This window comes from Mesorhizobium sp. NZP2234 (assembly GCF_013170765.1).
Taxonomy (GTDB): Bacteria; Pseudomonadota; Alphaproteobacteria; order Rhizobiales; family Rhizobiaceae; genus Mesorhizobium; species Mesorhizobium loti_D.
This window is the reverse complement of sequence record NZ_CP033364.1, coordinates 4,339,402-4,363,285: the sequence shown is the minus strand read 5'-3', so window position 1 is coordinate 4,363,285 and position 23,884 is coordinate 4,339,402. Positions and strand designations below refer to the sequence as shown.

Annotated in this window: 27 protein-coding genes; 23 read left to right on the top strand and 4 right to left on the bottom strand. The window is 62.2% G+C overall.

The features are described from left to right. The first annotated feature begins 22 nt into the window (after window positions 1–22). The 4 genes from rplJ (at window position 23) to rpoC (ending at window position 9,686) form a co-directional block, all read left to right on the top strand. Window positions 23–541: a 50S ribosomal protein L10 gene (gene rplJ, locus EB230_RS21480; RefSeq protein WP_019857958.1), complete on the top strand. Its 519-nt coding sequence runs from the start codon at window positions 23–25 to the stop codon at window positions 539–541. A gap of 54 nt (window positions 542–595) precedes the next feature. After that, window positions 596–973 (top strand): 50S ribosomal protein L7/L12, encoded by a 378-nt coding sequence (rplL, locus tag EB230_RS21475; RefSeq protein WP_010909265.1) that lies wholly within the window; start codon window positions 596–598, stop codon window positions 971–973. Between the two features lie 250 nt (window positions 974–1,223). Next, window positions 1,224–5,360, top strand: a complete 4,137-nt coding sequence (gene rpoB / locus EB230_RS21470) for a DNA-directed RNA polymerase subunit beta (protein WP_056568373.1) — start codon at window positions 1,224–1,226, stop codon at window positions 5,358–5,360. A 129-nt stretch (window positions 5,361–5,489) separates the two neighbouring features. Further along, window positions 5,490–9,686: a DNA-directed RNA polymerase subunit beta' gene (rpoC, locus tag EB230_RS21465; RefSeq protein WP_056568394.1), complete on the top strand. Its 4,197-nt coding sequence runs from the start codon at window positions 5,490–5,492 to the stop codon at window positions 9,684–9,686. 145 nt (window positions 9,687–9,831) lie between these two features. Here rpoC and EB230_RS21460 read toward each other — a convergent pair whose 3' ends face one another. Together EB230_RS21460 and EB230_RS21455 are read right to left on the bottom strand one after the other, a co-directional pair. Continuing rightward, window positions 9,832–10,044 carry a helix-turn-helix transcriptional regulator gene (locus EB230_RS21460; protein ID WP_172373920.1) on the bottom strand — a complete coding sequence of 71 codons (213 nt, stop codon included), beginning with the start codon at window positions 10,042–10,044 and terminating at the stop codon, window positions 9,832–9,834. Between the two features lie 10 nt (window positions 10,045–10,054). Continuing rightward, entirely contained in the window at window positions 10,055–10,633 is a 579-nt protein-coding gene (locus tag EB230_RS21455; protein WP_172373919.1) for a DUF2975 domain-containing protein, read from the bottom strand. A gap of 100 nt (window positions 10,634–10,733) precedes the next feature. On the opposite strand from EB230_RS21455, the gene EB230_RS21450 reads away from it, so the two are divergent. Next, a complete protein-coding gene (locus tag EB230_RS21450) occupies window positions 10,734–11,132 on the top strand; it encodes a hypothetical protein (RefSeq protein ID WP_056568349.1) in 399 nt (132 codons plus the stop codon). 85 nt (window positions 11,133–11,217) lie between these two features. Here the strand turns inward: EB230_RS21450 and EB230_RS21445 are convergent, their stop codons facing one another. Beyond that, on the bottom strand, window positions 11,218–12,153 hold the full coding sequence (locus EB230_RS21445; protein ID WP_172373918.1) for a Gfo/Idh/MocA family oxidoreductase: 936 nt from the start codon (window positions 12,151–12,153) through the stop codon (window positions 11,218–11,220). Between the two features lie 111 nt (window positions 12,154–12,264). Further along, window positions 12,265–12,546 (bottom strand): hypothetical protein, encoded by a 282-nt coding sequence (locus EB230_RS21440; protein ID WP_056568343.1) that lies wholly within the window; start codon window positions 12,544–12,546, stop codon window positions 12,265–12,267. A gap of 492 nt (window positions 12,547–13,038) precedes the next feature. On the opposite strand from EB230_RS21440, the gene rpsL reads away from it, so the two are divergent. The 18 genes from rpsL (at window position 13,039) to rplE (ending at window position 23,880) form a co-directional block, all read left to right on the top strand. Next, the gene (rpsL, locus tag EB230_RS21435; RefSeq protein WP_006333356.1) at window positions 13,039–13,410 is read left to right on the top strand and encodes a 30S ribosomal protein S12; all 372 of its coding nucleotides are present in this window, start codon (window positions 13,039–13,041) and stop codon (window positions 13,408–13,410) included. A gap of 60 nt (window positions 13,411–13,470) precedes the next feature. Continuing rightward, a complete protein-coding gene (gene rpsG, locus EB230_RS21430) occupies window positions 13,471–13,941 on the top strand; it encodes a 30S ribosomal protein S7 (RefSeq protein ID WP_008875664.1) in 471 nt (156 codons plus the stop codon). Between the two features lie 29 nt (window positions 13,942–13,970). Further along, window positions 13,971–16,061 (top strand): elongation factor G, encoded by a 2,091-nt coding sequence (gene fusA / locus EB230_RS21425; RefSeq protein ID WP_056568340.1) that lies wholly within the window; start codon window positions 13,971–13,973, stop codon window positions 16,059–16,061. Window positions 16,062–16,128: 67 nt separating this feature from the next. Continuing rightward, the gene (gene tuf, locus EB230_RS21420; RefSeq protein WP_010909256.1) at window positions 16,129–17,304 is read left to right on the top strand and encodes an elongation factor Tu; all 1,176 of its coding nucleotides are present in this window, start codon (window positions 16,129–16,131) and stop codon (window positions 17,302–17,304) included. Window positions 17,305–17,373: 69 nt separating this feature from the next. After that, a complete protein-coding gene (gene rpsJ, locus EB230_RS21415; protein WP_010909272.1) occupies window positions 17,374–17,682 on the top strand; it encodes a 30S ribosomal protein S10 in 309 nt (102 codons plus the stop codon). A 61-nt stretch (window positions 17,683–17,743) separates the two neighbouring features. Further along, complete coding sequence (rplC, locus tag EB230_RS21410; protein WP_056568062.1) at window positions 17,744–18,457, top strand: 50S ribosomal protein L3; 714 nt, start codon at window positions 17,744–17,746, stop codon at window positions 18,455–18,457. Further along, complete coding sequence (rplD, locus tag EB230_RS21405; protein WP_019857964.1) at window positions 18,457–19,077, top strand: 50S ribosomal protein L4; 621 nt, start codon at window positions 18,457–18,459, stop codon at window positions 19,075–19,077. Before rplC ends, rplD begins: the two co-directional genes overlap by 1 nt. Then, window positions 19,074–19,367, top strand: a complete 294-nt coding sequence (locus EB230_RS21400) for a 50S ribosomal protein L23 (RefSeq protein ID WP_010909275.1) — start codon at window positions 19,074–19,076, stop codon at window positions 19,365–19,367. The genes rplD and EB230_RS21400 overlap by 4 nt, the downstream gene beginning before the upstream one ends. A 22-nt stretch (window positions 19,368–19,389) precedes the next feature. Further along, the gene (gene rplB, locus EB230_RS21395; RefSeq protein ID WP_010909276.1) at window positions 19,390–20,223 is read left to right on the top strand and encodes a 50S ribosomal protein L2; all 834 of its coding nucleotides are present in this window, start codon (window positions 19,390–19,392) and stop codon (window positions 20,221–20,223) included. A 16-nt stretch (window positions 20,224–20,239) separates the two neighbouring features. Beyond that, window positions 20,240–20,518, top strand: coding sequence for a 30S ribosomal protein S19 (gene rpsS, locus EB230_RS21390; RefSeq protein ID WP_006205463.1), 279 nt, complete (start codon window positions 20,240–20,242; stop codon window positions 20,516–20,518). Window positions 20,519–20,520: 2 nt separating this feature from the next. Continuing rightward, window positions 20,521–20,910 (top strand): 50S ribosomal protein L22, encoded by a 390-nt coding sequence (gene rplV / locus EB230_RS21385; RefSeq protein ID WP_010909277.1) that lies wholly within the window; start codon window positions 20,521–20,523, stop codon window positions 20,908–20,910. After that, window positions 20,910–21,635 carry a 30S ribosomal protein S3 gene (rpsC, locus tag EB230_RS21380; RefSeq protein WP_010909278.1) on the top strand — a complete coding sequence of 242 codons (726 nt, stop codon included), beginning with the start codon at window positions 20,910–20,912 and terminating at the stop codon, window positions 21,633–21,635. The genes rplV and rpsC overlap by 1 nt, the downstream gene beginning before the upstream one ends. A gap of 27 nt (window positions 21,636–21,662) precedes the next feature. Continuing rightward, entirely contained in the window at window positions 21,663–22,076 is a 414-nt protein-coding gene (gene rplP, locus EB230_RS21375; RefSeq protein WP_010909279.1) for a 50S ribosomal protein L16, read from the top strand. Window positions 22,077–22,089: 13 nt separating this feature from the next. After that, complete coding sequence (gene rpmC, locus EB230_RS21370) at window positions 22,090–22,290, top strand: 50S ribosomal protein L29 (RefSeq protein ID WP_006205459.1); 201 nt, start codon at window positions 22,090–22,092, stop codon at window positions 22,288–22,290. Between the two features lie 11 nt (window positions 22,291–22,301). Next, window positions 22,302–22,541 carry a 30S ribosomal protein S17 gene (gene rpsQ, locus EB230_RS21365; protein WP_010909280.1) on the top strand — a complete coding sequence of 80 codons (240 nt, stop codon included), beginning with the start codon at window positions 22,302–22,304 and terminating at the stop codon, window positions 22,539–22,541. A gap of 72 nt (window positions 22,542–22,613) precedes the next feature. Then, window positions 22,614–22,982, top strand: a complete 369-nt coding sequence (gene rplN / locus EB230_RS21360; RefSeq protein ID WP_006205457.1) for a 50S ribosomal protein L14 — start codon at window positions 22,614–22,616, stop codon at window positions 22,980–22,982. 12 nt (window positions 22,983–22,994) lie between these two features. Continuing rightward, complete coding sequence (gene rplX, locus EB230_RS21355; RefSeq protein ID WP_006205456.1) at window positions 22,995–23,309, top strand: 50S ribosomal protein L24; 315 nt, start codon at window positions 22,995–22,997, stop codon at window positions 23,307–23,309. After that, the gene (rplE, locus tag EB230_RS21350) at window positions 23,302–23,880 is read left to right on the top strand and encodes a 50S ribosomal protein L5 (RefSeq protein WP_056568059.1); all 579 of its coding nucleotides are present in this window, start codon (window positions 23,302–23,304) and stop codon (window positions 23,878–23,880) included. Before rplX ends, rplE begins: the two co-directional genes overlap by 8 nt. Window positions 23,881–23,884: the final 4 nt, after the last annotated feature.

Genomic DNA, 23,884 nt, shown 5'->3' with positions numbered 1-23,884 from the left:
AGGGGTCAACTGGAGATAGGCAGTGGACAGAGCGGAAAAACGCGAACTCGTCACGGGCCTGAACGAAGCGTTCGGAAACGCAGGTTCAGTCGTCGTGGCCCACTATGCCGGTATCACCGTCGCGCAAATGAACGACCTTCGGTCGAAAATGCGCGCTGCCGGTGGCACCGTTAAAGTCGCGAAGAACCGTCTCGCCAAAATCGCTCTTCAGGGCACGGACTCCGCATCGATCATCGATCTGTTCAAGGGACAGACGCTGATTGCTTATTCGGAGGATCCGATTGCGGCGCCGAAGGTCGCGTCCGATTTCGCCAAGGGAAATGACAAGCTTGTCATTCTCGGCGGCGCGATGGGCACCACCTCGCTCAACGCCGACGGTGTGAAGGCACTCGCCACACTTCCGTCGCTCGATGAGCTGCGCGCCAGACTGGTTGGCATGATCGCCACGCCGGCAACCCGGATCGCCCAGATCGTCAATGCGCCAGCGGCCTCGGTCGCGCGCGTCATCGGCGCTTACGCCCGGAAGGACGAGGCGGCATGAGGCCGTTCCTCGCTATCAAAAACACACGTTCGAACCTAACGAAGGAATACAACAATGGCTGATCTCGCAAAGATCGTAGACGACCTTTCGAAGCTGACCGTCCTCGAGGCGGCCGAGCTGTCGAAGCTTCTGGAAGAAAAGTGGGGCGTTTCGGCTGCTGCTCCGGTGGCGGTTGCCGCTGCCGGCGGCGCTGCCGCTGCTGCTGCTCCGGCCGAGGAAAAGACGGAATTCGACGTCGTCCTCACCGACGCTGGCGCTCAGAAGATCAACGTCATCAAGGAAGTCCGCGCCATCACCGGTCTTGGCCTCAAGGAAGCCAAGGATCTGGTCGAAGCGGCTCCGAAGCCGGTCAAGGAAGGCGTTTCCAAGGCCGACGCCGACAAGTTCAAGGCCCAGCTGGAAGCAGCCGGCGCCAAGGTCGACCTGAAGTAAGCGTAAAAGCGGCGGGCGGCCTCGCGCCGTCCGCCACTCCCTTCGCCTGGAGGGAGGACGCGTAGCGCGAGATGTACGAGAACCTCTTTCCTGAGGGCCGCGACCGGCCTTCAGGAAACGGGTTTTCTCCCGTTTTAGCCGGCCGCCGAAAGGCGAACGGAGAACAGACAGAGAGCCGCCGCCCAGGCGGCTCGGTATGCAAGGCGGACCGCGGCGAGGTCCGTCCCGAGTTTAGAGCTAAGGAGCGACGATGGCCCAGACCCAGACTTTCAATGGCCGCAGACGCGTACGCAAGTTCTTCGGAAAGATTCCGGAAGTTGCGGAGATGCCGAACCTGATCGAGGTTCAGAAGGCATCCTATGACCAATTCCTGATGGTGGACGAGCCCAAGGGCGGGCGTCCGGACGAGGGACTGCAGGCTGTTTTCAAGTCGGTCTTCCCGATCTCCGATTTTTCCGGCTCCTCGATGCTGGAGTTCGTGAAGTACGAGTTCGAAGGACCGAAATTCGACGTTGACGAATGCCGTCAGCGCGACCTGACCTATGCCGCGCCACTGAAGGTGACGCTGCGCCTCATCGTGTTCGATATTGACGAGGATACCGGCGCCAAGTCGATCAAGGACATCAAGGAACAGGACGTCTACATGGGCGACATGCCGCTCATGACCTTGAACGGCACCTTCATCGTCAACGGCACCGAGCGCGTCATCGTCTCGCAGATGCACCGTTCGCCGGGCGTCTTCTTCGACCACGACAAGGGCAAGTCGCACTCGTCGGGCAAGCTTCTGTTCGCCGCGCGCGTCATTCCTTATCGCGGCTCCTGGCTCGACATCGAGTTCGATTCCAAGGACGTCGTGCACGCCCGCATCGACCGCCGCCGCAAGATTCCGGTGACGTCGCTGCTGATGGCGCTCGGCATGGACGGCGAAGAGATCCTGTCGACCTTCTATAACAAGATCAGCTATGTGCGCGCCGGCGACCACTGGCGCATTCCGTTCAACGTCGAGCGCTTCCGCGGCCTCAAGGCCGTCGGCGACCTGGTCGACGCTGATACGGGCGAGGTCGTTGTCGAAGCCGGCAAGAAGATCACCGCACGTCAGGCGCGCCAGCTCGGCGAGAAGGGTCTGAAGGCGATCAAGGCGACCGACGAGGATCTGCTCGGCAACTATCTGGCCGAGGACATCGTCAACTACGCAACCGGCGAGATCTTCCTCGAGGCCGGCGACGAGATCGACGAAAAGACGCTCAAGGTGCTGCTTGGCACCGGCGAGCAGGAGATCAAGATCCTCGACATCGACCACGTCAATGTCGGCGCCTATATCAGAAACACGCTCGCCGTCGACAAGAACGAGAGCCGCCAGGACGCGCTGTTCGACATCTACCGTGTCATGCGCCCCGGCGAGCCGCCGACGCTCGAGACCGCCGAAGCCATGTTCAACTCGCTGTTCTTCGACAGCGAGCGCTATGATCTGTCGGCTGTCGGCCGCGTCAAGATGAACATGCGCCTCGAGCTCAAGGCTGAGGACACCGTGCGCGTTCTGCGCAAGGAAGACATCTTGGCCGTGGTCAAGACGCTGGTCGAACTGCGCGACGGCAAGGGCGAGATCGACGACATCGACAATCTCGGCAACCGCCGCGTGCGTTCTGTCGGCGAGCTGATGGAGAACCAGTACCGCGTCGGCCTGCTGCGCATGGAGCGCGCGATCAAGGAGCGTATGTCCTCGATCGAGATCGACACGGTCATGCCGCAGGACCTGATCAACGCCAAGCCGGCCGCCGCCGCCGTGCGCGAGTTCTTCGGTTCCTCGCAGCTGTCGCAGTTCATGGACCAGACCAACCCGCTGTCGGAGATCACCCACAAGCGCCGCCTGTCGGCGCTTGGACCGGGCGGTCTGACCCGCGAGCGCGCCGGCTTCGAGGTGCGCGACGTGCACCCGACGCATTACGGCCGTATCTGCCCGATCGAGACGCCGGAAGGCCCGAATATCGGTCTGATCAACTCGCTGGCCACCTTCGCGCGCGTCAACAAGTACGGTTTCATCGAGAGCCCGTACCGCAAGATCGTCGACGGCAAGCTGACCAATGATGTCGTCTATCTCTCGGCGATGGAAGAAGCCAAGCACCATGTCGCGCAGGCCAATGCCGAGCTCGACAAGAATGGTGGTTTCGTCGACGAGTTCGTCATTTGCCGCAGTGCCGGCGAAGTGATGATGGCGCCGCGCGAAAACGTCGACCTTATGGACGTTTCGCCAAAGCAGATGGTGTCGGTGGCCGCGGCCCTGATCCCGTTCCTCGAGAACGACGACGCCAACCGCGCGCTGATGGGCTCGAACATGCAGCGTCAGGCCGTGCCGCTGGTGCGCGCCGAGGCGCCGTTCGTCGGCACCGGCATGGAGCCGATCGTCGCCCGTGACTCGGGCGCCGCCATCGGCGCCCGCCGCGGCGGCATCGTCGACCAGGTGGACGCGACGCGTATCGTTATCCGCGCCACCGAGGATCTCGATCCGGGCAAGTCCGGCGTCGATATCTACCGGCTGATGAAGTTCCAGCGCTCGAACCAGAACACCTGCATCAACCAGCGTCCGCTGGTGCGTATGGGTGATCGGGTCAACAAGGGTGACATCATCGCCGACGGTCCGTCGACGGAGCTCGGCGATCTGGCGCTCGGCCGCAACGTGCTGGTCGCGTTCATGCCGTGGAACGGCTATAACTACGAGGACTCGATCCTGCTCTCCGAGCGCATCGTCGCCGACGACGTCTTCACCTCGATCCACATCGAGGAGTTCGAGGTCATGGCGCGCGATACCAAGCTCGGTCCGGAGGAAATCACCCGCGACATTCCGAACGTTTCGGAAGAAGCGCTGAAGAACCTCGATGAAGCCGGCATCGTCTACATCGGCGCGGAAGTGCAGCCGGGCGACATCCTGGTCGGCAAAATCACGCCGAAGGGCGAAAGCCCGATGACGCCGGAAGAGAAGCTTCTGCGCGCCATCTTCGGCGAAAAGGCTTCCGACGTGCGTGACACATCGATGCGCATGCCTCCGGGCACTTTCGGCACCGTCGTCGAGGTGCGCGTGTTCAATCGCCACGGTGTGGAGAAGGACGAGCGCGCCATGGCGATCGAGCGCGAGGAGATCGAACGCCTCGCCAAGGACCGTGACGACGAGCAGGCCATCCTGGACCGCAACGTCTATGCGCGTCTTTCCGACGTGCTCGTTGGCAAGGAAGCGATCGCCGGACCGAAGGGCTTCAAGAAGGGCTCGACGCTGTCGAAGGACACGCTCGACGAGTATCCGCGTTCGCAGTGGTGGCAGTTTGCCGTGGAGAATGAAAAGCTCCAGAGCGAACTGGAAGCCCTGCGTGGCCAGTACGACGACTCCAAGAAGGCGCTCGAGCAGCGCTTCATGGACAAGGTCGAGAAGGTGCAGCGCGGCGACGAAATGCCTCCGGGCGTCATGAAGATGGTCAAGGTCTTCGTGGCGGTGAAGCGCAAGATGCAGCCGGGCGACAAGATGGCCGGCCGTCACGGCAACAAGGGTGTCGTGTCGCGCATCGTTCCGGTCGAGGACATGCCTTTCCTCGAGGACGGCACGCATGCCGATATCGTGCTCAACCCGCTGGGTGTGCCGAGCCGTATGAATGTCGGCCAGATCCTGGAAACGCATCTGGGCTGGGCTTGCGCGGGCATGGGCAAGAAGATCGGCGAGCTGATCGACACGTACAAGGCGGCCGGCGACATCAAGCCGCTGCGCAAGACGCTGGAAAGCTTCATGCCGGCCAATGACCGCAACGAGCCGATCCGTGAGTATGACGACGAGAGCATTGTTCGCCTCAGCGAGCAGATGCGCCGCGGCGTCTCGATCGCGACCCCGGTGTTCGACGGCGCGCACGAGGCTGACATCAACATCATGCTGGAGCAGGCGGGCCTGCACACCAGCGGTCAGTCGCAGCTCTATGACGGACGCACGGGCGAGCCGTTCGATCGCAAGGTGACAATGGGCTATATCTACATGCTCAAGCTTCACCACCTGGTGGACGACAAGATCCACGCGCGTTCGATCGGTCCGTACTCGCTCGTCACCCAGCAGCCGCTGGGCGGCAAGGCGCAGTTCGGTGGCCAGCGCTTCGGCGAAATGGAGGTTTGGGCGCTGGAAGCCTACGGCGCCGCCTACACGCTGCAGGAAATGCTGACGGTGAAGTCGGACGACGTCGCCGGCCGCACCAAGGTCTACGAGGCGATCGTGCGCGGCGACGACACGTTCGAGGCCGGCATTCCCGAGAGCTTCAACGTGCTCGTCAAGGAAATGCGGTCGCTTGGCCTCAATGTCGAGCTGGAGAACACCAAGCTCGACGACGCCCCGGTTCGGCTGCCCGACGCGGCCGAGTAAGGCTACGGCGCGCCGCACGAAGTTGTGGCGCGCCAACCAATTCGTCGGCCAGTGGCCGACAAAGGCGGCGGGCGTTTGGCCCGCGACTAGATGCAAGGGGTTTTCGAGGACCCCGAAAAGGAGAACGGCATGAACCAAGAGGTCATGAATCTCTTCAATCCGCAGGCGCCTGCGCAGGTGTTCGATTCCATCCGGATATCACTGGCCAGCCCTGAGAAGATTCTGTCCTGGTCGTTCGGCGAGATCAAGAAGCCGGAGACCATCAACTACCGCACCTTCAAGCCGGAGCGTGACGGTCTGTTCTGCGCGCGCATTTTTGGCCCGATCAAGGACTATGAGTGCCTGTGCGGCAAGTACAAGCGCATGAAGTACAAGGGCGTCATCTGCGAGAAGTGCGGCGTCGAAGTCACGCTGTCGCGCGTCCGTCGCGAGCGCATGGGCCATATCGAGCTCGCCGCTCCCGTCGCCCATATCTGGTTCCTGAAGTCGCTGCCCTCGCGTATCGGCACGCTGCTCGACATGACGCTGAAGGATATCGAGCGCGTCCTCTACTTCGAGAACTACATCGTCACCGAGCCTGGCCTCACCGCGCTGAAGGAGCACCAGCTGCTCAGCGAGGAAGAGTACATGATCGCCGTCGACGAGTATGGCGAGGATTCCTTCACCGCCATGATCGGCGCCGAGGCCATTCATGACCTCCTGGCCGGCATGGACCTTGAGAAGATCGCCGGCGACCTGCGTTCGGAACTGGCTTCGACCACGTCCGAGCTCAAGCAGAAGAAGTATCTGAAGCGGCTCAAGGTCGTCGAGAACTTCATGGAATCCGGCAACCGTCCGGAATGGATGATCATGAAGGTGGTTCCGGTGATCCCGCCGGACCTTCGCCCGCTCGTCCCGCTGGACGGCGGCCGTTTCGCCACGTCCGATCTGAACGACCTCTATCGCCGCGTCATCAACCGCAACAACCGTCTGAAGCGGCTGATCGAGCTGCGCGCTCCCGGCATCATCGTGCGCAATGAAAAGCGCATGCTGCAGGAAGCCGTTGACGCGCTGTTCGACAACGGTCGTCGCGGCCGCGTCATCACCGGCGCCAACAAGCGTCCGCTGAAGTCGCTGTCCGACATGCTCAAGGGCAAGCAGGGCCGGTTCCGCCAGAACCTGCTCGGCAAGCGCGTCGACTATTCCGGCCGCTCGGTCATCGTGACCGGTCCGGAACTCAAGCTGCACCAGTGCGGCCTGCCGAAGAAGATGGCGCTCGAACTGTTCAAGCCCTTCATCTACGCCCGTCTTGACGCCAAGGGTTATTCCTCGACGGTCAAGCAGGCGAAGAAGCTGGTCGAGAAGGAGCGTCCGGAGGTCTGGGATATCCTCGACGAGGTCATCCGCGAGCATCCGGTGCTGTTGAACCGCGCGCCGACGCTGCACCGCCTCGGCATCCAGGCGTTCGAGCCGATCCTGATCGAAGGCAAGGCGATCCAGCTGCATCCGCTGGTTTGCACGGCCTTCAACGCCGACTTCGACGGTGACCAGATGGCCGTTCACGTGCCGCTGTCCCTGGAAGCGCAGCTTGAAGCCCGCGTGCTGATGATGTCGACCAACAACATCCTGCACCCGGCTTCCGGCGCGCCGATCATCGTTCCGTCGCAGGACATGGTTCTGGGTCTCTACTATCTCTCGATCGTCAACCAGAACGAGCCGGGCGAAGGCATGGTGTTTGCCGATATGGGCGAACTCCAGCATGCGCTCGAGACCAAGGCGGTGACCCTGCACGCCAAGATCAAGGGCCGCTTCCGCACGGTCGACGCCGAAGGCAAGGTCGTGTCGAAGATCCATGACACCACGCCTGGCCGCATGATCATCGGCGAGCTTCTGCCGAAGAACGTCAACGTGCCTTACGAGACCGCCAACCAGGAGATGACCAAGAAGAACATCTCCAAGATGATCGACACCGTCTACCGCCATTGCGGTCAGAAGGAGACGGTCATTTTCTGCGACCGCATCATGGCGCTCGGTTTCGCTCACGCCTGCCGTGCCGGCATTTCGTTCGGCAAGGACGACATGCTGATCCCGGACAGCAAGATCAAGCTGGTGTCGGACACCGAGGCTTTGGCCAAGGAATACGAGCAGCAGTACAATGACGGCCTGATCACGCAGGGCGAGAAGTACAACAAGGTCGTCGATGCCTGGGCCAAGTGCTCGGAAAAGGTCGCCGACGAGATGATGGCCCGCATCAAGGCGGTCGAGTTCGAGGACAATGGCCGTCAGAAGCCGATGAACTCGATCTACATGATGTCGCACTCCGGTGCGCGTGGCTCGCCCACCCAGATGCGTCAGCTTGCCGGCATGCGCGGCCTGATGGCCAAGCCGTCGGGTGAAATCATCGAGACGCCGATCATCTCGAACTTCAAGGAAGGCCTGACCGTGCTCGAGTACTTCAACTCGACCCACGGCGCCCGCAAGGGTCTGGCCGACACCGCCTTGAAGACGGCGAACTCGGGTTACCTCACCCGCCGTCTGGTCGACGTGGCGCAGGACTGCATCGTCAACTCCGTGGATTGCGGCACCGACAAGGGCCTCACCATGCAGCCGATCGTCGATGCCGGTCAGGTCGTTGCTTCGGTCGGCCAGCGCGTGCTGGGCCGCACCGCGCTCGACGACATCAACCATCCGGTGACCGGCGACCTGCTGGTCAAGGCCGGAACGCTGATGGACGAGCGCGACGTGGAGCAGATCGAAAAGGCCGGCGTCCAGTCGGTCCGCATCCGCTCGGCACTGACCTGCGAGGTCAGGGTTGGCGTGTGCGCGGTCTGCTACGGACGCGATCTGGCGCGCGGCACCCCGGTCAACCAGGGTGAAGCCGTCGGCGTCATCGCGGCGCAGTCGATCGGCGAGCCGGGCACCCAGCTCACCATGCGTACCTTCCACATGGGCGGTACCGCGCAGGTGGTGGACAGCTCGTTCCTTGAAGCCTCCTATGAGGGCAAGGTCGAGATCCGCAACCGCAACGTGGTGCGCAACTCCGACGGCCAGCAGATGGTCATGGGCCGCAACATGGCGGTGCTGATCCTCGACGAAGCCGGCAAGGAGCGCGCCACGCACCGTGTCACCTATGGTTCGCGTATCTTCGTGGACGATGGCGACAAGGTGAAGCGTGGTCAGCGTATCGCCGAGTGGGATCCCTATACCCGCCCGATCCTCACCGAAATCGAGGGCAAGGTGGCGTTCGAGGATCTGGTCGACGGTATTTCCGTCCAGGAAACGGCCGACGAGTCGACCGGCATCACCAAGCGTGAGGTCATCGACTGGCGTTCGACGCCGCGCGGCAACGATCTGAAGCCGGCGATCGTCGTTCAGGACGCCAAGGGCAAGGTCGGCAAGCTGTCGAAGGGTGGCGATGCACGCTTCCTGCTCTCGGTCGAGGCCATTCTGTCGGTCGAGCCGGGCGCGCAGGTTCGTCCCGGCGACGTGCTGGCTCGTATCCCGATGGAAAGCGCCAAGACCAAGGACATCACCGGCGGTCTGCCGCGTGTTGCCGAACTGTTCGAGGCACGTCGTCCGAAGGACCACGCCATCATCGCCGAGATCGATGGCACGATCCGTTTCGGCCGCGATTACAAGAACAAGCGCCGCATCATCATCGAGCCGCATGACTCGACGCTGGAGCCGGTCGAATACCTGATCCCGAAGGGCAAGCCGTTCCATCTCCAGGACGGCGACGTCATCGAGAAGGGCGACTACATCCTCGACGGCAATCCGGCGCCGCACGACATCCTGGCGATCAAGGGCGTGGAGGCACTTGCGTCCTACCTCGTCAACGAGATCCAGGAAGTCTACCGCCTGCAGGGCGTGTCGATCAACGACAAGCACATCGAGGTGATCGTTCGCCAGATGCTGCAGAAGGTCGAGATCACCACGCAGGGCGACTCGACCTACATTCCGGGCGACCACGTCGACGTGATCGAACTGGAAGAGGTCAACGAGCGTCTGATCGAGGACGGCAAGAAGCCGGCCGAAGGCCAGCCGGTGCTGCTCGGCATCACCAAGGCCTCGCTGCAGACGCCGTCCTTCATCTCGGCCGCCTCCTTCCAGGAGACGACCAGAGTGCTGACGGAAGCCGCGGTTGCCGGCAAGACCGACATGCTGCAGGGCTTGAAGGAAAACGTCATCGTCGGCCGGCTGATCCCGGCCGGTACGGGCGGCACGATGAGCCAGATCCGGCGCATCGCCACCTCGCGCGACGAACTGATCATCGACGAGCGCCGCAAGGCCTCCGGTGTGGAAGTCGCCGAGCCGATGCTGGCCGATATGACAACCGCCGCGCAGTAAGCGCGGCGGCAACGCAATCCGGGAGAAACCGTTCTTCTGGAACTGCGTCAGAATAAAAATATAAGGCGGTCGTTTCGGTGAAACGGCCGCCTTGAAATCTCAGGCAACGAGGCCGTCGGGGTAACCCGGCGGCTTTTTTGTTGCTTTATTTGGATGGTTTCTCGAACCGCAGCAGATCGCCTGGCTCGCAGTCGAGATATTCGCAGATACGCTCCAACGTGTCGAAGCGGATGCCCTTGACCTTTCCCTGCTTCAACAGGGAGAGATTGGCCTCGGTGATGCCGACATGCTCGGCCAGATCCTTGGACTTCACATTGCGTTCGGCTAGGACGACGTTGAGCCTGACCCTTATGGGCATGAACGGTTCCTCAGATGAACTGCGCGTTTTCGTCGGCAAGGGCCGCCGCCTCGGCCAGCACCCAGGCGATGACGGCGATTATGCCGGCCGCCAACAGCGCCAGTATCGTGTCGCTGCCAAAGCCAAGGGTCAGGCGATGCTGGCCCGCGGGTGCGTCTGAACTCAGAAGGACAGATAGCGCCGCCGCCGAAAATGGCTTCAGCAATGCGGATGCGAGCAGGCCTAGGGCAAAGTCCCGCAGGCCCTTCACCGCATCCCGGCCAAAGAAATTTCCGGCCGCGAACGCATCAAAGCAGCGCCTTGCGGACATCAGCGCCACGATCAGGCATGCGAGGGGCACGAATGAGATCGCAAATCCCGCGGCTCGTCTCCCCATACCCAGACCTGCCAGCCATTCCGGCGGCATCAGCGCGTCCGCCGCGATAGAACTGGGGGATGCTGAAAACCAATAGAAGACAAGCCCGGCCGCCAGAAGCGCCGCCAGAAGAATGCAGCCTCTCGCCAGGGCGAGGCTGAAAAGCCGGATGCGGTTCAACCTCGCTAGGCGGTTGGGGTCGGAGGCTGGAACCGTCACGGTAAAGTCGGTCATGATAGGTCTCGCAAAATAGAAAACAATTATCATTTTACAATAATAAATTTATGCGTCATGATGCGCTCTGTCAAGATGACATTCCAGACAGGAGAATTCAATGCGTTCCTTCGTACACCAGATTCCCGTGGCGGCTATTGGCGCCACGGTGGCGTTCGCACTGCCCGTTGCCGCCGTTGCCCTTCCGTCCACCGCGATGGGGCAGGTCTCTGTCGCACAGGTCATGGAGATGATTGCCAGGGTCGACTCGAGCCCGATAGCGAAGCAGACATTGGTTGCTTATGTCGCCGGGGTCGGGGAAGCGGCCGGTGTGATCGTCGATACGATCGGCGGCTCGCATATGGTCTCTTGCAAGACCGCGCTCCGGCTGGATACCGGGAGCGTGCGCGCCGCCCTTGAGACGGGCGCGCCCAGCCGGAGCAACTGGTCCGAAACGCCGGCAACGCCGTTGATTGTCGCCGACATGGTGAAGCGCGCTGGCTGCCGGATCAAGGATTGAGACAGCCAATCCCCTGAGAGCGATCACGCCACTGCTTCAGCCGTGAACGCCGCACGAAGGCGGTGCGGCGTTCCGTTGTCGCCGCCTAGTCGAAAAACGCCGCGACCACATTGCGTTTGCCGAGCATGAACGCGTCGGCGACATGTTGCAGCGGTGCGAGATCGACGTCGGAGATACCCGCGCGCACGATTTCGGCGAAGCGCTTGTAGAGCATCGGGTACTCTGCTTCCGGTTCATCATGCACGACATGGCCATCGACGATGAGCTTGGAACCACCACCCGAAAGCACCATGGCGCCCTTGTCGGTATCGGCCAGGATGTCCCAGCTTTGTGGACCTGTTTGGAGCCAGTCGAGGTCCATCGTCACCGGCAATCCATTCGAGGTGCGGAAGGTCACTTGCGCCGCGACCGGGGCCGCACGGTTTTCGGGGAAATCGAGAACCGCAGAGCTGATGAACATTGCCGGCAGGATGTAGGTCGCGATCGACAGCGCGTTGATACCGGGATCGAAGACACCAAAGCCGCCGGGCTGCCAGATCCACTCCTGGTTCGGATGCCAGCGGCGCACATCTTCCTTCCAGTTGATAGCGGCCGACCTGATCCTGGTCGAACCGAGGAAGGTGCGCGCGGCCTCAACCGCCGGCGCATAGCGTGAATGCCAGCTGGCGAACAATGAGACGCTGTTCTCTGCCGCCAGTGCCTTCAGGTCCTCGACCTCGCTGACCGTGGCGCCAGGCGGCTTTTCCAGGAAGACATGCTTCTTCGCCTCGATCGCGGTGCGCGCGGCATCGTAACGGAATTGCGGTGGCATGCAGAGCGAGATGGCGTGGAGTTCCGGTACCGCGTCGAGCATCGCCTCGATGGTGGGAAAATTCGGGACGCCGTCGACCTTGCCGTGCCGGCTTGCCGCGGCGGCGAGACGATAGTTCTCGTCCTTCGCCAGGGCCGGCAGGTGCTGGTCGCGCACGATCTTGCCGACACCGACGATGCCTATCTTGATGGGATTGCTGTTCGAGGACATGGGGGCTCCAGAATGGGAAGGGCAGATTTTTCCAGGCGTGAGCGACAGCTGGGCAAGTTGCAGTGGATGGAGAATCGGTCCGGCCGACTCAGCCGCGTCCGCGCCTGATTCTCAGATCGGCGCGTCGAAGGTGACGATCGAAACTTCGCCTTCAAGCGCGCCCTGGTAGGCCGACAGATGCGGCTCGTCATCGGGCACGCCTTCCATGTCGCCGATCTGGTCGAGCTCGGCCTCCGCGTAACCTTCCGCGGCAAGCGATTCGAGAGCGCGGCGCACCGCCGAATCGTCATCGGGAGCGACCAGCATGATGTGCACGCCTTCCGCTTTGCCGCCTTTGCGCTTCCACACCCGGCCGGTAATGATGGTGACCGGCCGTTCTTCGTTATCGTTCACGGACTGATTCCTCCTGGCAAAGGGCAGGCGAGGGGATTTTGAGTTGCTCAGGCGGCTTTTCGCATGAAGCGGGGTCGCGCAAAAGCCAAAAGCCATTCCCTTTGGCAAAGGCTTGGCACTTTCTTCCTCGTCCTTGCAAATTGGCGAAAGAAAATTACATGCGGTTTTCGCATGGCTGCCAAGCCAGGGCTTCAATGCAATATTTGCCGTTGCGGGGTTGACGCTTCGCGGGCTTGCGAGTAGAAGCCGCCCAGTCAGAACCGATGTGAGGCTCTCCTTTCCGAAGCGACACGCTTTGGAGTTTGCCTCAAACAGGGTTCGTTTTACGAGCGAAAAGACATTTCCGGCGTGCATGAAGCGGCTTCCGCTTCCTCTGCCATTTGTTCGGGCAAGACCGCGAGGCGCGGTTTGTGGCCCGAATTTGCGTATGGAAATGACGCTTTGAGCGGCCCTGACCGGGCGAGACACGGAATTGAGAGACAAGAGGGTTTAATGCCTACCGTCAACCAGCTGATCCGCAAGCCGCGCATTGCGCCGGTGAAGCGCAACAAGGTCCCGGCCATGCAGCAGAACCCGCAGAAGCGGGGCGTCTGCACGCGCGTCTACACGACGACGCCGAAGAAGCCGAACTCGGCGCTGCGCAAGGTGGCCAAGATCCGCCTGACCAATGGTTTTGAGGTGATCGGTTACATCCCCGGCGAAGGTCACAACCTTCAGGAGCACTCCGTGGTCATGATCCGCGGCGGCCGCGTCAAGGATCTTCCGGGCGTCCGCTACCACATCATCCGCGGCGTGCTCGACACGCAGGGCGTGAAGAACCGCAAGCAGCGCCGTTCGAAGTACGGCGCGAAGCGTCCGAAGTAAGATTTTCCGGCCCTGGCGCTGCTTCAACGCGTCGGGCTACGAGATTGAGAGACAAAAGCCATGTCGCGTCGTCACAGTGCAGAAAAGCGTGAGATCAATCCGGATCCGAAGTTCGGCGATCTGATCGTTACCAAGTTCATGAACGCCGTCATGTATGACGGCAAGAAGTCGGTCGCCGAGACCATCGTCTACGGCGCGCTCGATCAGGTCCAGTCGAAGACCAAGCAGGAGCCGGTCACCGTCTTCCATCAGGCGCTCGACAATGTCGCGCCGCATGTGGAAGTGCGTTCGCGTCGCGTCGGCGGCGCCACCTACCAGGTCCCGGTCGATGTGCGTCCCGAGCGCCGCCAGGCGTTGGCCATCCGTTGGCTGATCGCGGCTGCTCGCAACCGCAACGAGACCACCATGGTCGACCGCCTCTCGGGCGAGCTGATGGACGCGGCCAACAACCGCGGCACCGCCGTCAAGAAGCGTGAAGACACCCACAAGATGGCTGAAGCCAACCGCGCTTTCGCACACTACCGCTGGTAAAGCGCGAACAGGACTGAGAGGCAGCTACGATGGCCCGCGAATACAAAATCGAAGACTACCGCAATTTCGGTATCATGGCGCATATTGACGCCGGCAAGACGACGACCACCGAGCGCGTCCTCTATTACACGGGCAAGTCGCACAAGATCGGCGAAGTGCACGACGGCGCCGCCACCATGGACTGGATGGAGCAGGAGCAGGAACGCGGCATCACCATCACGTCCGCGGCCACCACGACCTTCTGGAAGGGCCGTGACGGCAAGATGCGTCGCTTCAACATCATCGACACCCCCGGACACGTTGACTTCACCATCGAGGTCGAGCGTTCGCTGCGCGTGCTCGACGGCGCCATCGCGCTGCTCGACGCCAATGCCGGTGTCGAGCCGCAGACGGAAACCGTCTGGCGCCAGGCCGACAAGTACCGCGTGCCGCGCATGATCTTCTGTAACAAGATGGACAAGATCGGCGCCGACTTCTACCGCTCGGTCGAGATGATTGGTTCGCGCCTCGGTGCGCAGGCTGTCGTCATGCAGCTGCCGATCGGCGCCGAGACCGAGTTCAAGGGTGTTGTCGATCTCGTCGACATGAACGCGCTTGTCTGGCGCGACGAGACCCTGGGCGCTGCCTGGGACATCGTCGAGATCCCGGCCGACCTCAAGGCCCGCGCCGAGGAATACCGCGAGAAGATGATCGAAGCCGCCGTCGAAATGGACGAGACGGCCCTCGAGAACTACCTCGAAGGCAAGATGCCGTCGAATGACGAGATCCGTTCGCTGATCCGCAAGGGCACGATCGCGGTCAAGTTCTTCCCGATGTTCTGCGGCTCGGCCTTCAAGAACAAGGGCGTGCAGCCGCTGCTCGACGCCGTCGTCGAATACCTGCCGTCGCCGGCCGACGTTCCCGCCATCAAGGGTGTCGATGCCAAGACCGACGCCGAGATCGAGCGTCATGCGGTCGACGACGAGCCGCTCTCGATGCTCGCCTTCAAGATCATGAACGACCCGTTCGTCGGTTCGCTGACCTTTGCCCGCATCTATTCGGGCAAGCTCACCAAGGGCATCTCGGTCGACAACACCGTCAAGGGCAAGAAGGAGCGCATCGGCCGCATGCTGCAGATGCATGCGAATTCGCGCGCCGACGTCGAGGAGGCTTTCGCCGGCGACATCGTAGCCCTGGCGGGCCTCAAGGATACGACCACCGGCGACACGCTGTGCGATCCGCTGCACCCGGTCATCCTCGAGCGCATGGAATTCCCCGATCCGGTCATCCAGATCGCCATCGAGCCGAAGACCAAGAACGACCAGGAAAAGATGGGCCTCGCCCTTCACCGCCTGGCTGCCGAGGACCCGTCCTTCCGCGTCAAGACCGACGAGGAAAGCGGCCAGACCATCATCTCCGGCATGGGCGAACTGCACCTCGACATCATCGTCGACCGCATGCGCCGCGAGTTCAAGGTCGAAGCCAATGTCGGCGCTCCGCAGGTGGCCTATCGCGAGACGATCACCCGCAAGCACGAGCAGGACTACACCCACAAGAAGCAGACCGGCGGTACCGGCCAGTTCGCCCGCGTGAAGGTCGTGTTCGAGCCGAATACAGAGGGCGAAGACTTCGTGTTCGAGTCCAAGATCGTCGGCGGCGCCGTGCCGAAGGAATACATTCCGGGTGTCGAAAAGGGCATCCAGAGCGTCATGGGCGCTGGTCCGTTCGCGGGCTTCCCGATGATCGGCGTCCGTGCGACGCTGATCGACGGCGCCTACCACGACGTCGACTCCTCGGTCCTGGCCTTCGAAATCGCGTCCCGCGCCTGCTTCCGTGAAGCCGCACCCAAGCTTGGCGTTCAGCTGCTCGAACCGATCATGAAGGTCGAAGTCGTGACGCCGGAAGACTACGTCGGCAGCGTCATCGGCGACCTGAACGGCCGTCGTGGCCAGATCCAGGGCCAGGAAGCGCGTGGCGTGGCTGTCGTCATCAACGCGATGGTGCCGCTCGCCAACATGTTCAAGTACGTCGACAACCTGCGCTCGATGAGCCAGGGCCGCGCGGCCTACACGATGCAGTTTGATCACTACGAGCCGGTCCCGACCGCGGTCGCCCAGGAAGTCCAGAAAAAGTACGCGTAACTCGAAAGAGCTGCCGCGGTAACGCAATTCAAAGCCCGCATGGGCGAGCAGGAAATGGAGACATCACATGGCAAAAGGTAAATTCGAGCGCACTAAGCCTCATGTGAACATCGGCACGATTGGTCACGTTGACCATGGCAAGACGTCGCTGACGGCGGCGATCACGAAGTATTTTGGCGAGTACAAGCGCTACGACCAGATCGATGCGGCACCGGAAGAGAAGGCGCGCGGCATCACGATCTCGACGGCCCACGTCGAATACGAGACGGCCAACCGCCACTACGCCCATGTCGACTGCCCCGGCCACGCCGACTATGTGAAGAACATGATCACCGGCGCCGCGCAGATGGACGGCGCGATCCTGGTCGTTTCGGCCGCCGACGGCCCGATGCCGCAGACCCGCGAGCATATCCTGCTCGCCCGTCAGGTCGGCGTGCCGTCGATCGTGGTGTTCCTGAACAAGGTCGACCAGGTCGACGACGCCGAGCTGCTCGAGCTGGTCGAGCTCGAGGTTCGCGAGCTTCTGTCGAAGAACGAATTCCCCGGCGACGACATTCCGATCGTCAAGGGTTCGGCGCTGGCCGCTCTTGAGGATTCGAACAAGACGATCGGCGAGGACGCGATCCGCGAGCTGATGGCTCAGGTCGACGCCTACATCCCGACCCCGGTTCGTCCGCTCGACAAGCCGTTCCTGATGCCGATCGAGGACGTGTTCTCGATCTCGGGCCGCGGCACGGTCGTGACCGGCCGCGTCGAGCGCGGCGTGGTCAAGGTTGGCGAGGAACTCGAGATCATCGGCATCCGTCCGACGACCAAGACGACCTGCACGGGCGTGGAAATGTTCCGCAAGCTGCTCGATCAGGGCCAGGCTGGCGACAACATCGGCGCGCTGCTGCGCGGCGTTGATCGTGAAGGTGTCGAGCGCGGCCAGGTTCTGGCCAAGCCGGGCACGGTGAAGCCGCACAAGAAGTTCGTGGCCGAAGCCTACATCCTGACCAAGGACGAAGGTGGCCGTCACACGCCGTTCTTCACCAACTACCGCCCGCAGTTCTACTTCCGCACGACCGACGTGACCGGCATCGTGTCGCTGCCGGCCGGCACCGAGATGGTGATGCCTGGCGACAACATCACGGTCGATGTCGAGCTGATCGTGCCGATCGCCATGGAAGAGAAGCTGCGCTTCGCCATCCGTGAAGGCGGCCGCACCGTCGGTGCCGGCATCGTCGTCACCATCAAAGAGTAATTTGGACTTAAACCGATCTGTCGCGGGCGCGGAAGTTGCCCGCGCCGCGCCAGAACAAGGAAGTGACGCATGAACGGACAGAATATCCGCATCCGCCTGAAGGCGTTTGATCACCGCGTGCTCGACGCCTCGACGAAGGAAATCGTGTCGACGGCCAAGCGCACCGGCGCAAACGTCCGCGGCCCCATTCCGCTGCCGACGCGGATCGAAAAGTTCACGGTCAACCGGTCGCCTCACGTCGACAAGAAGAGCCGCGAGCAGTTCGAGATGCGCACGCACAAGCGTCTGCTCGACATCGTCGATCCGACCCCGCAGACCGTCGATGCTTTGATGAAGCTCGATCTGGCCGCCGGCGTCGACGTCGAGATCAAGCTCTAAGGGAATGAGAGCGCGGTAAGGGGCGGTGCCCCTGGCCCGGAACTCTAAAGGAATTGAACCGATGCGTTCAGGTGTGATTGCAAAGAAGGTGGGAATGACCCGCATCTACAACGATGCCGGGGAACATGTTCCCGTCACTGTTCTCCAGATGGAGAACTGCCAGGTCGTGGCGCAGCGCACGCAGGAGAAGAATGGCTACACCGCCGTTCAGCTCGGCGTTGGCCTCGCCAAGGTGAAGAACACGTCGAAGGCGATGCGCGGCCATTTCGCGACCGCTTCCGTCGAGCCGAAGGCGAAGGTCGCCGAGTTCCGCGTCTCCGCCGACAACATGATCGATGTCGGTGCCGAGATCACCGTCGAGCACTTCGTCGCCGGCCAGAAGGTCGATGTGACGGGCACGACGATCGGCAAGGGTTTCCAGGGCGTCATCAAGCGCCACCACATGGGTGGTGGCCGCGCGACGCACGGTAACTCGGTCTCGCACCGTACGCACGGTTCGACCGGCCAGCGCCAGGACCCCGGCAAGGTGTTCAAGGGCAAGAAGATGGCCGGCCATATGGGCGACACCCGCGTCACCACGCAGAACGTCGAGATCGTCTCGACCGACGCCGACCGCGGCCTGATCCTGATCCGCGGAGCGGTTCCCGGATCGAAGGGCGCCTGGATCCTGGTCCGCGATGCGGCCAAGGTGGCACTGCCGGCCAATGCGCCGAAGCCCGCCGCGATCCGCGCTGTTGCTAAGAACGAGGCTCCGGCCACAGAGGGAGCGGAATAATGGATCTCAAGATCACAACGCTTGGCGGCAAGGACGCCGGCAAGGTGAAACTCTCCGAGGAGATTTTCGGCCTTGATCCGCGCGAGGACATCCTGCAGCGCGTCGTGCGCTGGCAGCTCGCCAAGAAGCAGCAGGGCACGCACAAGGCCAAGGGCCGCGCCGAAATCGCGCGCACCGGCGCCAAGATGTACAAGCAGAAGGGTACGGGCCGCGCCCGTCACCATTCGGCACGCGCTCCGCAGTTCCGCGGCGGCGGCAAGGCCCACGGCCCGGTCGTTCGCAGCCACGAGCACGATTTGCCGAAGAAGGTGCGCGCTCTGGGCCTGAAGCATGCTCTCTCGGCCAAGGCCAAGAGCGCGTCGATCATCGTCATCGACGAGCTGAAGCTGACCGAGGCCAAGACCAAGGCGCTGATCGCGAATTTCGCGACGCTGGGCCTGAGCAATGCCCTGGTGATCGGTGGTGCCGAGCTTGACAAGAACTTCAAGCTGGCCGCGACCAACATCCCCAACATCGACGTGCTGCCCATCCAGGGCATCAACGTCTACGACATTCTGCGCCGCGGCACGCTGGTCCTTTCCAAGGCCGCCGTCGAGGCTCTCGAGGAGCGCTTTAAATGACCGACCTTCGTCACTACGACGTGATCGTCAGCCCGGCGATCACCGAAAAGTCGACCATGGCTTCCGAGCAGAACCAGGTCGTCTTCAACGTCGCCAAGAAGGCGTCGAAGCCGGAAATCAAGGCCGCCGTCGAAGCGCTGTTCGGCGTCAAGGTGATGGCCGTGAACACGCTTGTCCGCAAGGGCAAGATCAAGCGCTTCCGCGGCACGATCGGCCGCCAGAGCGACGTCAAGAAGGCGATCGTGACGCTGGCCGACGGCCAGTCGATCGACGTCGCGACGGGTCTCTGAGCAAGGCCGCGAGGACAGAACAATGGCACTGAAAAAATTCAACCCGGTAACGCCGAGCACCCGCCAGCTGGTCATCGTCGACCGCTCGGGCCTCTACAAGGGCAAGCCCGTCAAGGGCCTGACCGAGGGCCTGACCAAGTCGGGCGGCCGCAACAATTACGGCCGCATCACCGCCCGCTTCATCGGCGGCGGTCACAAGCGTTCGTACCGCATCATCGACTTCAAGCGCCGCAAGTTCGACGTCGTCGGCACGGTCGAGCGCATTGAATACGATCCGAACCGCACCGCCTTCATCGCGCTGATCAAGTACGACGATGGCGAGCTGTCCTACATCATCGCCCCGCAGCGCCTTGCCGCCGGCGACAAGATCGTGGCTGGCGAAGCGGTCGACGTGAAGCCGGGCAATGCGATGCCGCTGGCATCGATGCCGGTCGGCACCATCGTCCACAACATCGAGCTGAAGCCGGGCAAGGGCGGCCAGGTTGCCCGTTCGGCCGGCGGTTACGCCCAGCTCGTGGGCCGCGACCAGGGCATGGCGATCCTGCGCCTCAACTCGGGCGAGCAGCGTGTCGTTCACGGCTCCTGCATGGCCACCGTCGGTGCCGTGTCGAACCCCGACCACGGCAACATCAACGACGGCAAGGCCGGCCGCACGGTCTGGCGCGGCAAGCGCCCGCACAATCGCGGCGTGACCATGAACCCGGTCGACCATCCGCACGGCGGTGGTGAGGGCCGCACCTCCGGTGGCCGTCATCCGGTCAGCCCGTGGGGCAAGCCGACCAAGGGCAAGAAGACGCGGTCCAACAAGGCGACCGACAAGTTCATCCTGCGCTCGCGCCATCAGCGCAAGAGCTAAGAAGAGGTAACGCCAAGTGACTCGTTCTATTTGGAAAGGCCCCTTCATCGACGGCTACCTTCTCAAGAAGGTGGACAAGGTTCGTGAAGGTGGTCGCAATGAGGTGATCAAGATGTGGAGCCGTCGCTCCACCATCCTGCCGCAGTTCGTCGGCTTCACCTTCGGTGTCTACAACGGCCAGAAGCATGTTCCCGTTTCGGTGAACGAGGACATGGTCGGTCATAAGTTCGGTGAATTCGCTCCGACGCGGACCTATTACGGTCACGGCGCGGATAAGAAGGCGAAGAGGAAATAATCATGGGCAAGGCCAAAGCTCCGCGCAGGCTTGCTGATAACGAAGCGCGCGCCGTGTTGCGCACGATCCGTATCAGCCCGCAGAAGCTGAACCTCGTTGCCGCGCTGATCCGCGGCAAGAAGGTCGCGACAGCGCTTTCCGACCTCGAATTCTCGGCCAAGCGGATTTCCGGCACGGTCAAGAAGACGCTGGAATCGGCGATCGCCAACGCGGAAAACAACCACGACCTCGATGTCGATGCGCTGGTGGTGGCGGAAGCCTATGTCGGCAAGTCGATTGTCATGAAGCGGTTCCACGCTCGTGGCCGTGGTCGCGCCAGCCGTATCGAGAAGCCGTTCTCGCACCTCACGATCGTCGTTCGTGAAGTCGAAGAAAAAGGGGAGGCCGCATAATGGGCCAGAAAGTCAATCCGATCGGTCTTCGCCTCGGCATCAACCGCACCTGGGATTCGCGCTGGTTCGCGAACACCGGCGAGTACGGCAAGCTGCTGCATGAGGACATCAAGATCCGCAAGTATCTTGAGAAGGAACTCAAGCAGGCCGCGATCTCCAAGGTCGTGATCGAGCGTCCGCACAAGAAGTGCCGCGTCACCATCCATGCCGCGCGCCCGGGCCTGATCATCGGCAAGAAGGGCGCCGACATCGAGAAGCTTCGCAAGAAGCTGATGGAGATGACGAAGTCCGAGACGCACCTCAACATCGTCGAAGTGCGCAAGCCGGAAATCGACGCGACCCTGGTCGCCCAGTCGATCGCCCAGCAGCTCGAGCGCCGTATCGCGTTCCGCCGCGCCATGAAGCGCGCGGTGCAGTCGGCGATGCGCCTCGGTGCCGAAGGCATCCGCATCAACTGCTCCGGCCGTCTCGGCGGCGCCGAAATCGCGCGCATGGAGTGGTACCGCGAAGGCCGCGTGCCGCTGCACACGCTGCGCGCCGATGTCGACTACGGCACGGCCGAGGCGAATACGGCCTACGGTATCTGCGGCGTCAAGGTCTGGGTATTCAAGGGCGAGATCCTCGAGCACGATCCGATGGCTTCGGAACGTCGCGCGACCGAGGGTGATGCCGCGCATGGCGGTGGTGGTGATCGCGAACGCGGTCGTCGTCGCGAAAACGCCTGAGACATTTAGGAATTTGGAGTTAGAACGATGCTGCAGCCAAAGCGCACAAAGTTCCGCAAGCAGTTCAAGGGCCGTATCCATGGTACCGCAAAGGGCGGCACCAACCTGGATTTCGGTGGTTTCGGACTGAAGGCGCTTGAGCCGAACCGCGTCACCGCGCGTGAGATCGAGGCGGCCCGCCGCGCGATCACTCGTGAAATGAAGCGCGCTGGCCGCGTCTGGATCCGTATTTTCCCGGATCTGCCGGTCACGTCGAAGCCGACCGAAGTCCGCATGGGCAAGGGCAAGGGCGCCGTCGACTACTGGGCGGCGCGCGTCAAGCCGGGCCGCATCATGTTCGAGATCGACGGCGTCAGTGAAGAAACCGCCCGTGAGGCGCTGCGTCTCGGCGCGGCCAAGCTCTCGGTCAGGACGCGCTTCGTACAGCGCATCGCAGAATAAGGACGGGCTGATCATGAAAGCCGAAGACATCCGGACCAAGACCCAGGACCAGCTGACCGACGATTTGGCCAGCCTGAAGAAGGAGCAGTTCAACCTGCGCTTCCAGAAGGCCACCGGCCAGCTCGAGAAGACCGCGCGCGTGAGGCAGGTCCGCAAGGACATTGCGCGTATCAAGACCATCGCTGCGGAAAAGTCCGCGGCCAAGAAGGCTTAAGGACGAAAACCATGCCAAAGCGCATTCTGCAGGGCACCGTCGTCAGCGACAAGAACGAGAAGACGGTTGTCGTCAAGGTCGAACGGCGCTTCACGCATCCCGTGATGAAGAAGACCGTGCGCATGACCAAGAAGTACAAGGCGCACGACGAGAACAACGCCCACAAGGTTGGCGATCAGGTGTTCATCCAGGAATCGAAGCCGATTTCCAAGGATAAGCGCTGGATCGTTGTGTCTTCGGACCAGGCGTAAACAAACGAATTTTGGACAGACCGGGGAGGGGTGAAAAACCCGTCCCGTTAGAAAAGAAGAAGGCGGCCAGTCATGATTCAGATGCAAACAAACCTCGACGTGGCGGATAATTCCGGCGCGCGTCGTGTCATGTGCATCAAGGTGCTGGGCGGCTCGAAGCGGAAATACGCTTCCGTGGGCGACATCATCGTGGTGTCCATCAAGGAAGCCATTCCGCGCGGCCGCGTTAAGAAGGGCGATGTGATGAAGGCGGTCGTGGTTCGCACGGCCAAGGACATCCGCCGTCCGGACGGCAGCGTGATCCGTTTCGACAAGAACGCGGCCGTTCTCGTCGACAACAAGAAAGAGCCGATCGGCACGCGTATCTTCGGACCGGTTCCGCGCGAACTCCGCGCCAAGAACCACATGAAGATCATCTCGCTCGCGCCTGAAGTGCTGTAAGGAGCCGGACCAATGCAAAAGATTAGAAAAGGCGACAAGGTCGTCGTGCTGGCCGGCAAGGACAAGGGCCGTTCGGGCGAAGTCCTCTCGGTTCAGCCGAAGGATGACACCGCGCTGGTGCGCGGCGTCAACATGATCCGTCGTCACCAGAAGCAGTCCCAGTCCCAGGAGGGCGGGATCATCACCAAGGAAGCGCCGATCCAGCTGTCGAACATCGCGCTGGCCGACCCCAAGGATGGCAAGCCGACCCGCGTCGGTTTCATCTTCCAGAAGGACGGCAAGAAGGTGCGCGTCGCCAAGCGCTCGGGAGAAGTCATCAATGGCTAAGGCTCAAACCAAGCAGGCGACCGCGACCAACACGCCGCGCCTCAAGCAGGTCTACAACGAGACCATCCGCAAGGCGCTGCAGGAGCAGTTCGGCTACGACAACGACATGCAGGTTCCGCGCCTCGACAAGATCGTGCTGAACATGGGTGTTGGCGAAGCGACCGCCGATTCCAAGAAGCCGTCGGTTGCGGCCGAAGACCTGGCGCTGATCGCCGGCCAGAAGGCCGTCGTCACCCGCGCCCGCAATTCGATCGCTGGCTTCAAGGTCCGCGAGAACATGCCGATCGGCGCCAAGGTCACGCTGCGCAAGGAACGTATGTACGAGTTCCTCGACCGCCTCGTGAACATCGCGCTGCCGCGCGTCCGCGACTTCCGCGGACTGAACCCCAAGAGCTTCGATGGCCGTGGCAACTACGCCATGGGCATCAAGGAGCACATCGTATTCCCGGAGATCAACTACGACAAGGTTGATCAGATCTGGGGCATGGACGTCATCGTTTGTACGACTGCGAAGACGGACGACGAAGCCAGGGCATTGCTCAAGGCCTTCAACTTCCCCTTCCGCCAGTAACGGC

What these genes read in the sequence shown, in the direction of transcription:
- rplL (WP_010909265.1), top strand. Translation starts at nt 596, where the DNA reads ATGGCTGATCTCGCAAAGATCGTAGACGACCTTTCGAAGCTGACCGTC.
- rpoB (WP_056568373.1), top strand. Translation starts at nt 1,224, where the DNA reads ATGGCCCAGACCCAGACTTTCAATGGCCGCAGACGCGTACGCAAGTTC.
- rpoC (WP_056568394.1), top strand. Translation starts at nt 5,490, where the DNA reads ATGAACCAAGAGGTCATGAATCTCTTCAATCCGCAGGCGCCTGCGCAG.
- EB230_RS21460 (WP_172373920.1), bottom strand. Translation starts at nt 10,044, where the DNA reads ATGCCCATAAGGGTCAGGCTCAACGTCGTCCTAGCCGAACGCAATGTG.
- EB230_RS21455 (WP_172373919.1), bottom strand. Translation starts at nt 10,633, where the DNA reads ATGACCGACTTTACCGTGACGGTTCCAGCCTCCGACCCCAACCGCCTA.
- EB230_RS21450 (WP_056568349.1), top strand. Translation starts at nt 10,734, where the DNA reads ATGCGTTCCTTCGTACACCAGATTCCCGTGGCGGCTATTGGCGCCACG.
- EB230_RS21445 (WP_172373918.1), bottom strand. Translation starts at nt 12,153, where the DNA reads ATGTCCTCGAACAGCAATCCCATCAAGATAGGCATCGTCGGTGTCGGC.
- rpsL (WP_006333356.1), top strand. Translation starts at nt 13,039, where the DNA reads ATGCCTACCGTCAACCAGCTGATCCGCAAGCCGCGCATTGCGCCGGTG.
- rpsG (WP_008875664.1), top strand. Translation starts at nt 13,471, where the DNA reads ATGTCGCGTCGTCACAGTGCAGAAAAGCGTGAGATCAATCCGGATCCG.
- fusA (WP_056568340.1), top strand. Translation starts at nt 13,971, where the DNA reads ATGGCCCGCGAATACAAAATCGAAGACTACCGCAATTTCGGTATCATG.
- tuf (WP_010909256.1), top strand. Translation starts at nt 16,129, where the DNA reads ATGGCAAAAGGTAAATTCGAGCGCACTAAGCCTCATGTGAACATCGGC.
- rpsJ (WP_010909272.1), top strand. Translation starts at nt 17,374, where the DNA reads ATGAACGGACAGAATATCCGCATCCGCCTGAAGGCGTTTGATCACCGC.
- rplC (WP_056568062.1), top strand. Translation starts at nt 17,744, where the DNA reads ATGCGTTCAGGTGTGATTGCAAAGAAGGTGGGAATGACCCGCATCTAC.
- rplD (WP_019857964.1), top strand. Translation starts at nt 18,457, where the DNA reads ATGGATCTCAAGATCACAACGCTTGGCGGCAAGGACGCCGGCAAGGTG.
- EB230_RS21400 (WP_010909275.1), top strand. Translation starts at nt 19,074, where the DNA reads ATGACCGACCTTCGTCACTACGACGTGATCGTCAGCCCGGCGATCACC.
- rplB (WP_010909276.1), top strand. Translation starts at nt 19,390, where the DNA reads ATGGCACTGAAAAAATTCAACCCGGTAACGCCGAGCACCCGCCAGCTG.
- rplV (WP_010909277.1), top strand. Translation starts at nt 20,521, where the DNA reads ATGGGCAAGGCCAAAGCTCCGCGCAGGCTTGCTGATAACGAAGCGCGC.
- rpsC (WP_010909278.1), top strand. Translation starts at nt 20,910, where the DNA reads ATGGGCCAGAAAGTCAATCCGATCGGTCTTCGCCTCGGCATCAACCGC.
- rplP (WP_010909279.1), top strand. Translation starts at nt 21,663, where the DNA reads ATGCTGCAGCCAAAGCGCACAAAGTTCCGCAAGCAGTTCAAGGGCCGT.
- rpmC (WP_006205459.1), top strand. Translation starts at nt 22,090, where the DNA reads ATGAAAGCCGAAGACATCCGGACCAAGACCCAGGACCAGCTGACCGAC.
- rpsQ (WP_010909280.1), top strand. Translation starts at nt 22,302, where the DNA reads ATGCCAAAGCGCATTCTGCAGGGCACCGTCGTCAGCGACAAGAACGAG.
- rplN (WP_006205457.1), top strand. Translation starts at nt 22,614, where the DNA reads ATGATTCAGATGCAAACAAACCTCGACGTGGCGGATAATTCCGGCGCG.
- rplX (WP_006205456.1), top strand. Translation starts at nt 22,995, where the DNA reads ATGCAAAAGATTAGAAAAGGCGACAAGGTCGTCGTGCTGGCCGGCAAG.
- rplE (WP_056568059.1), top strand. Translation starts at nt 23,302, where the DNA reads ATGGCTAAGGCTCAAACCAAGCAGGCGACCGCGACCAACACGCCGCGC.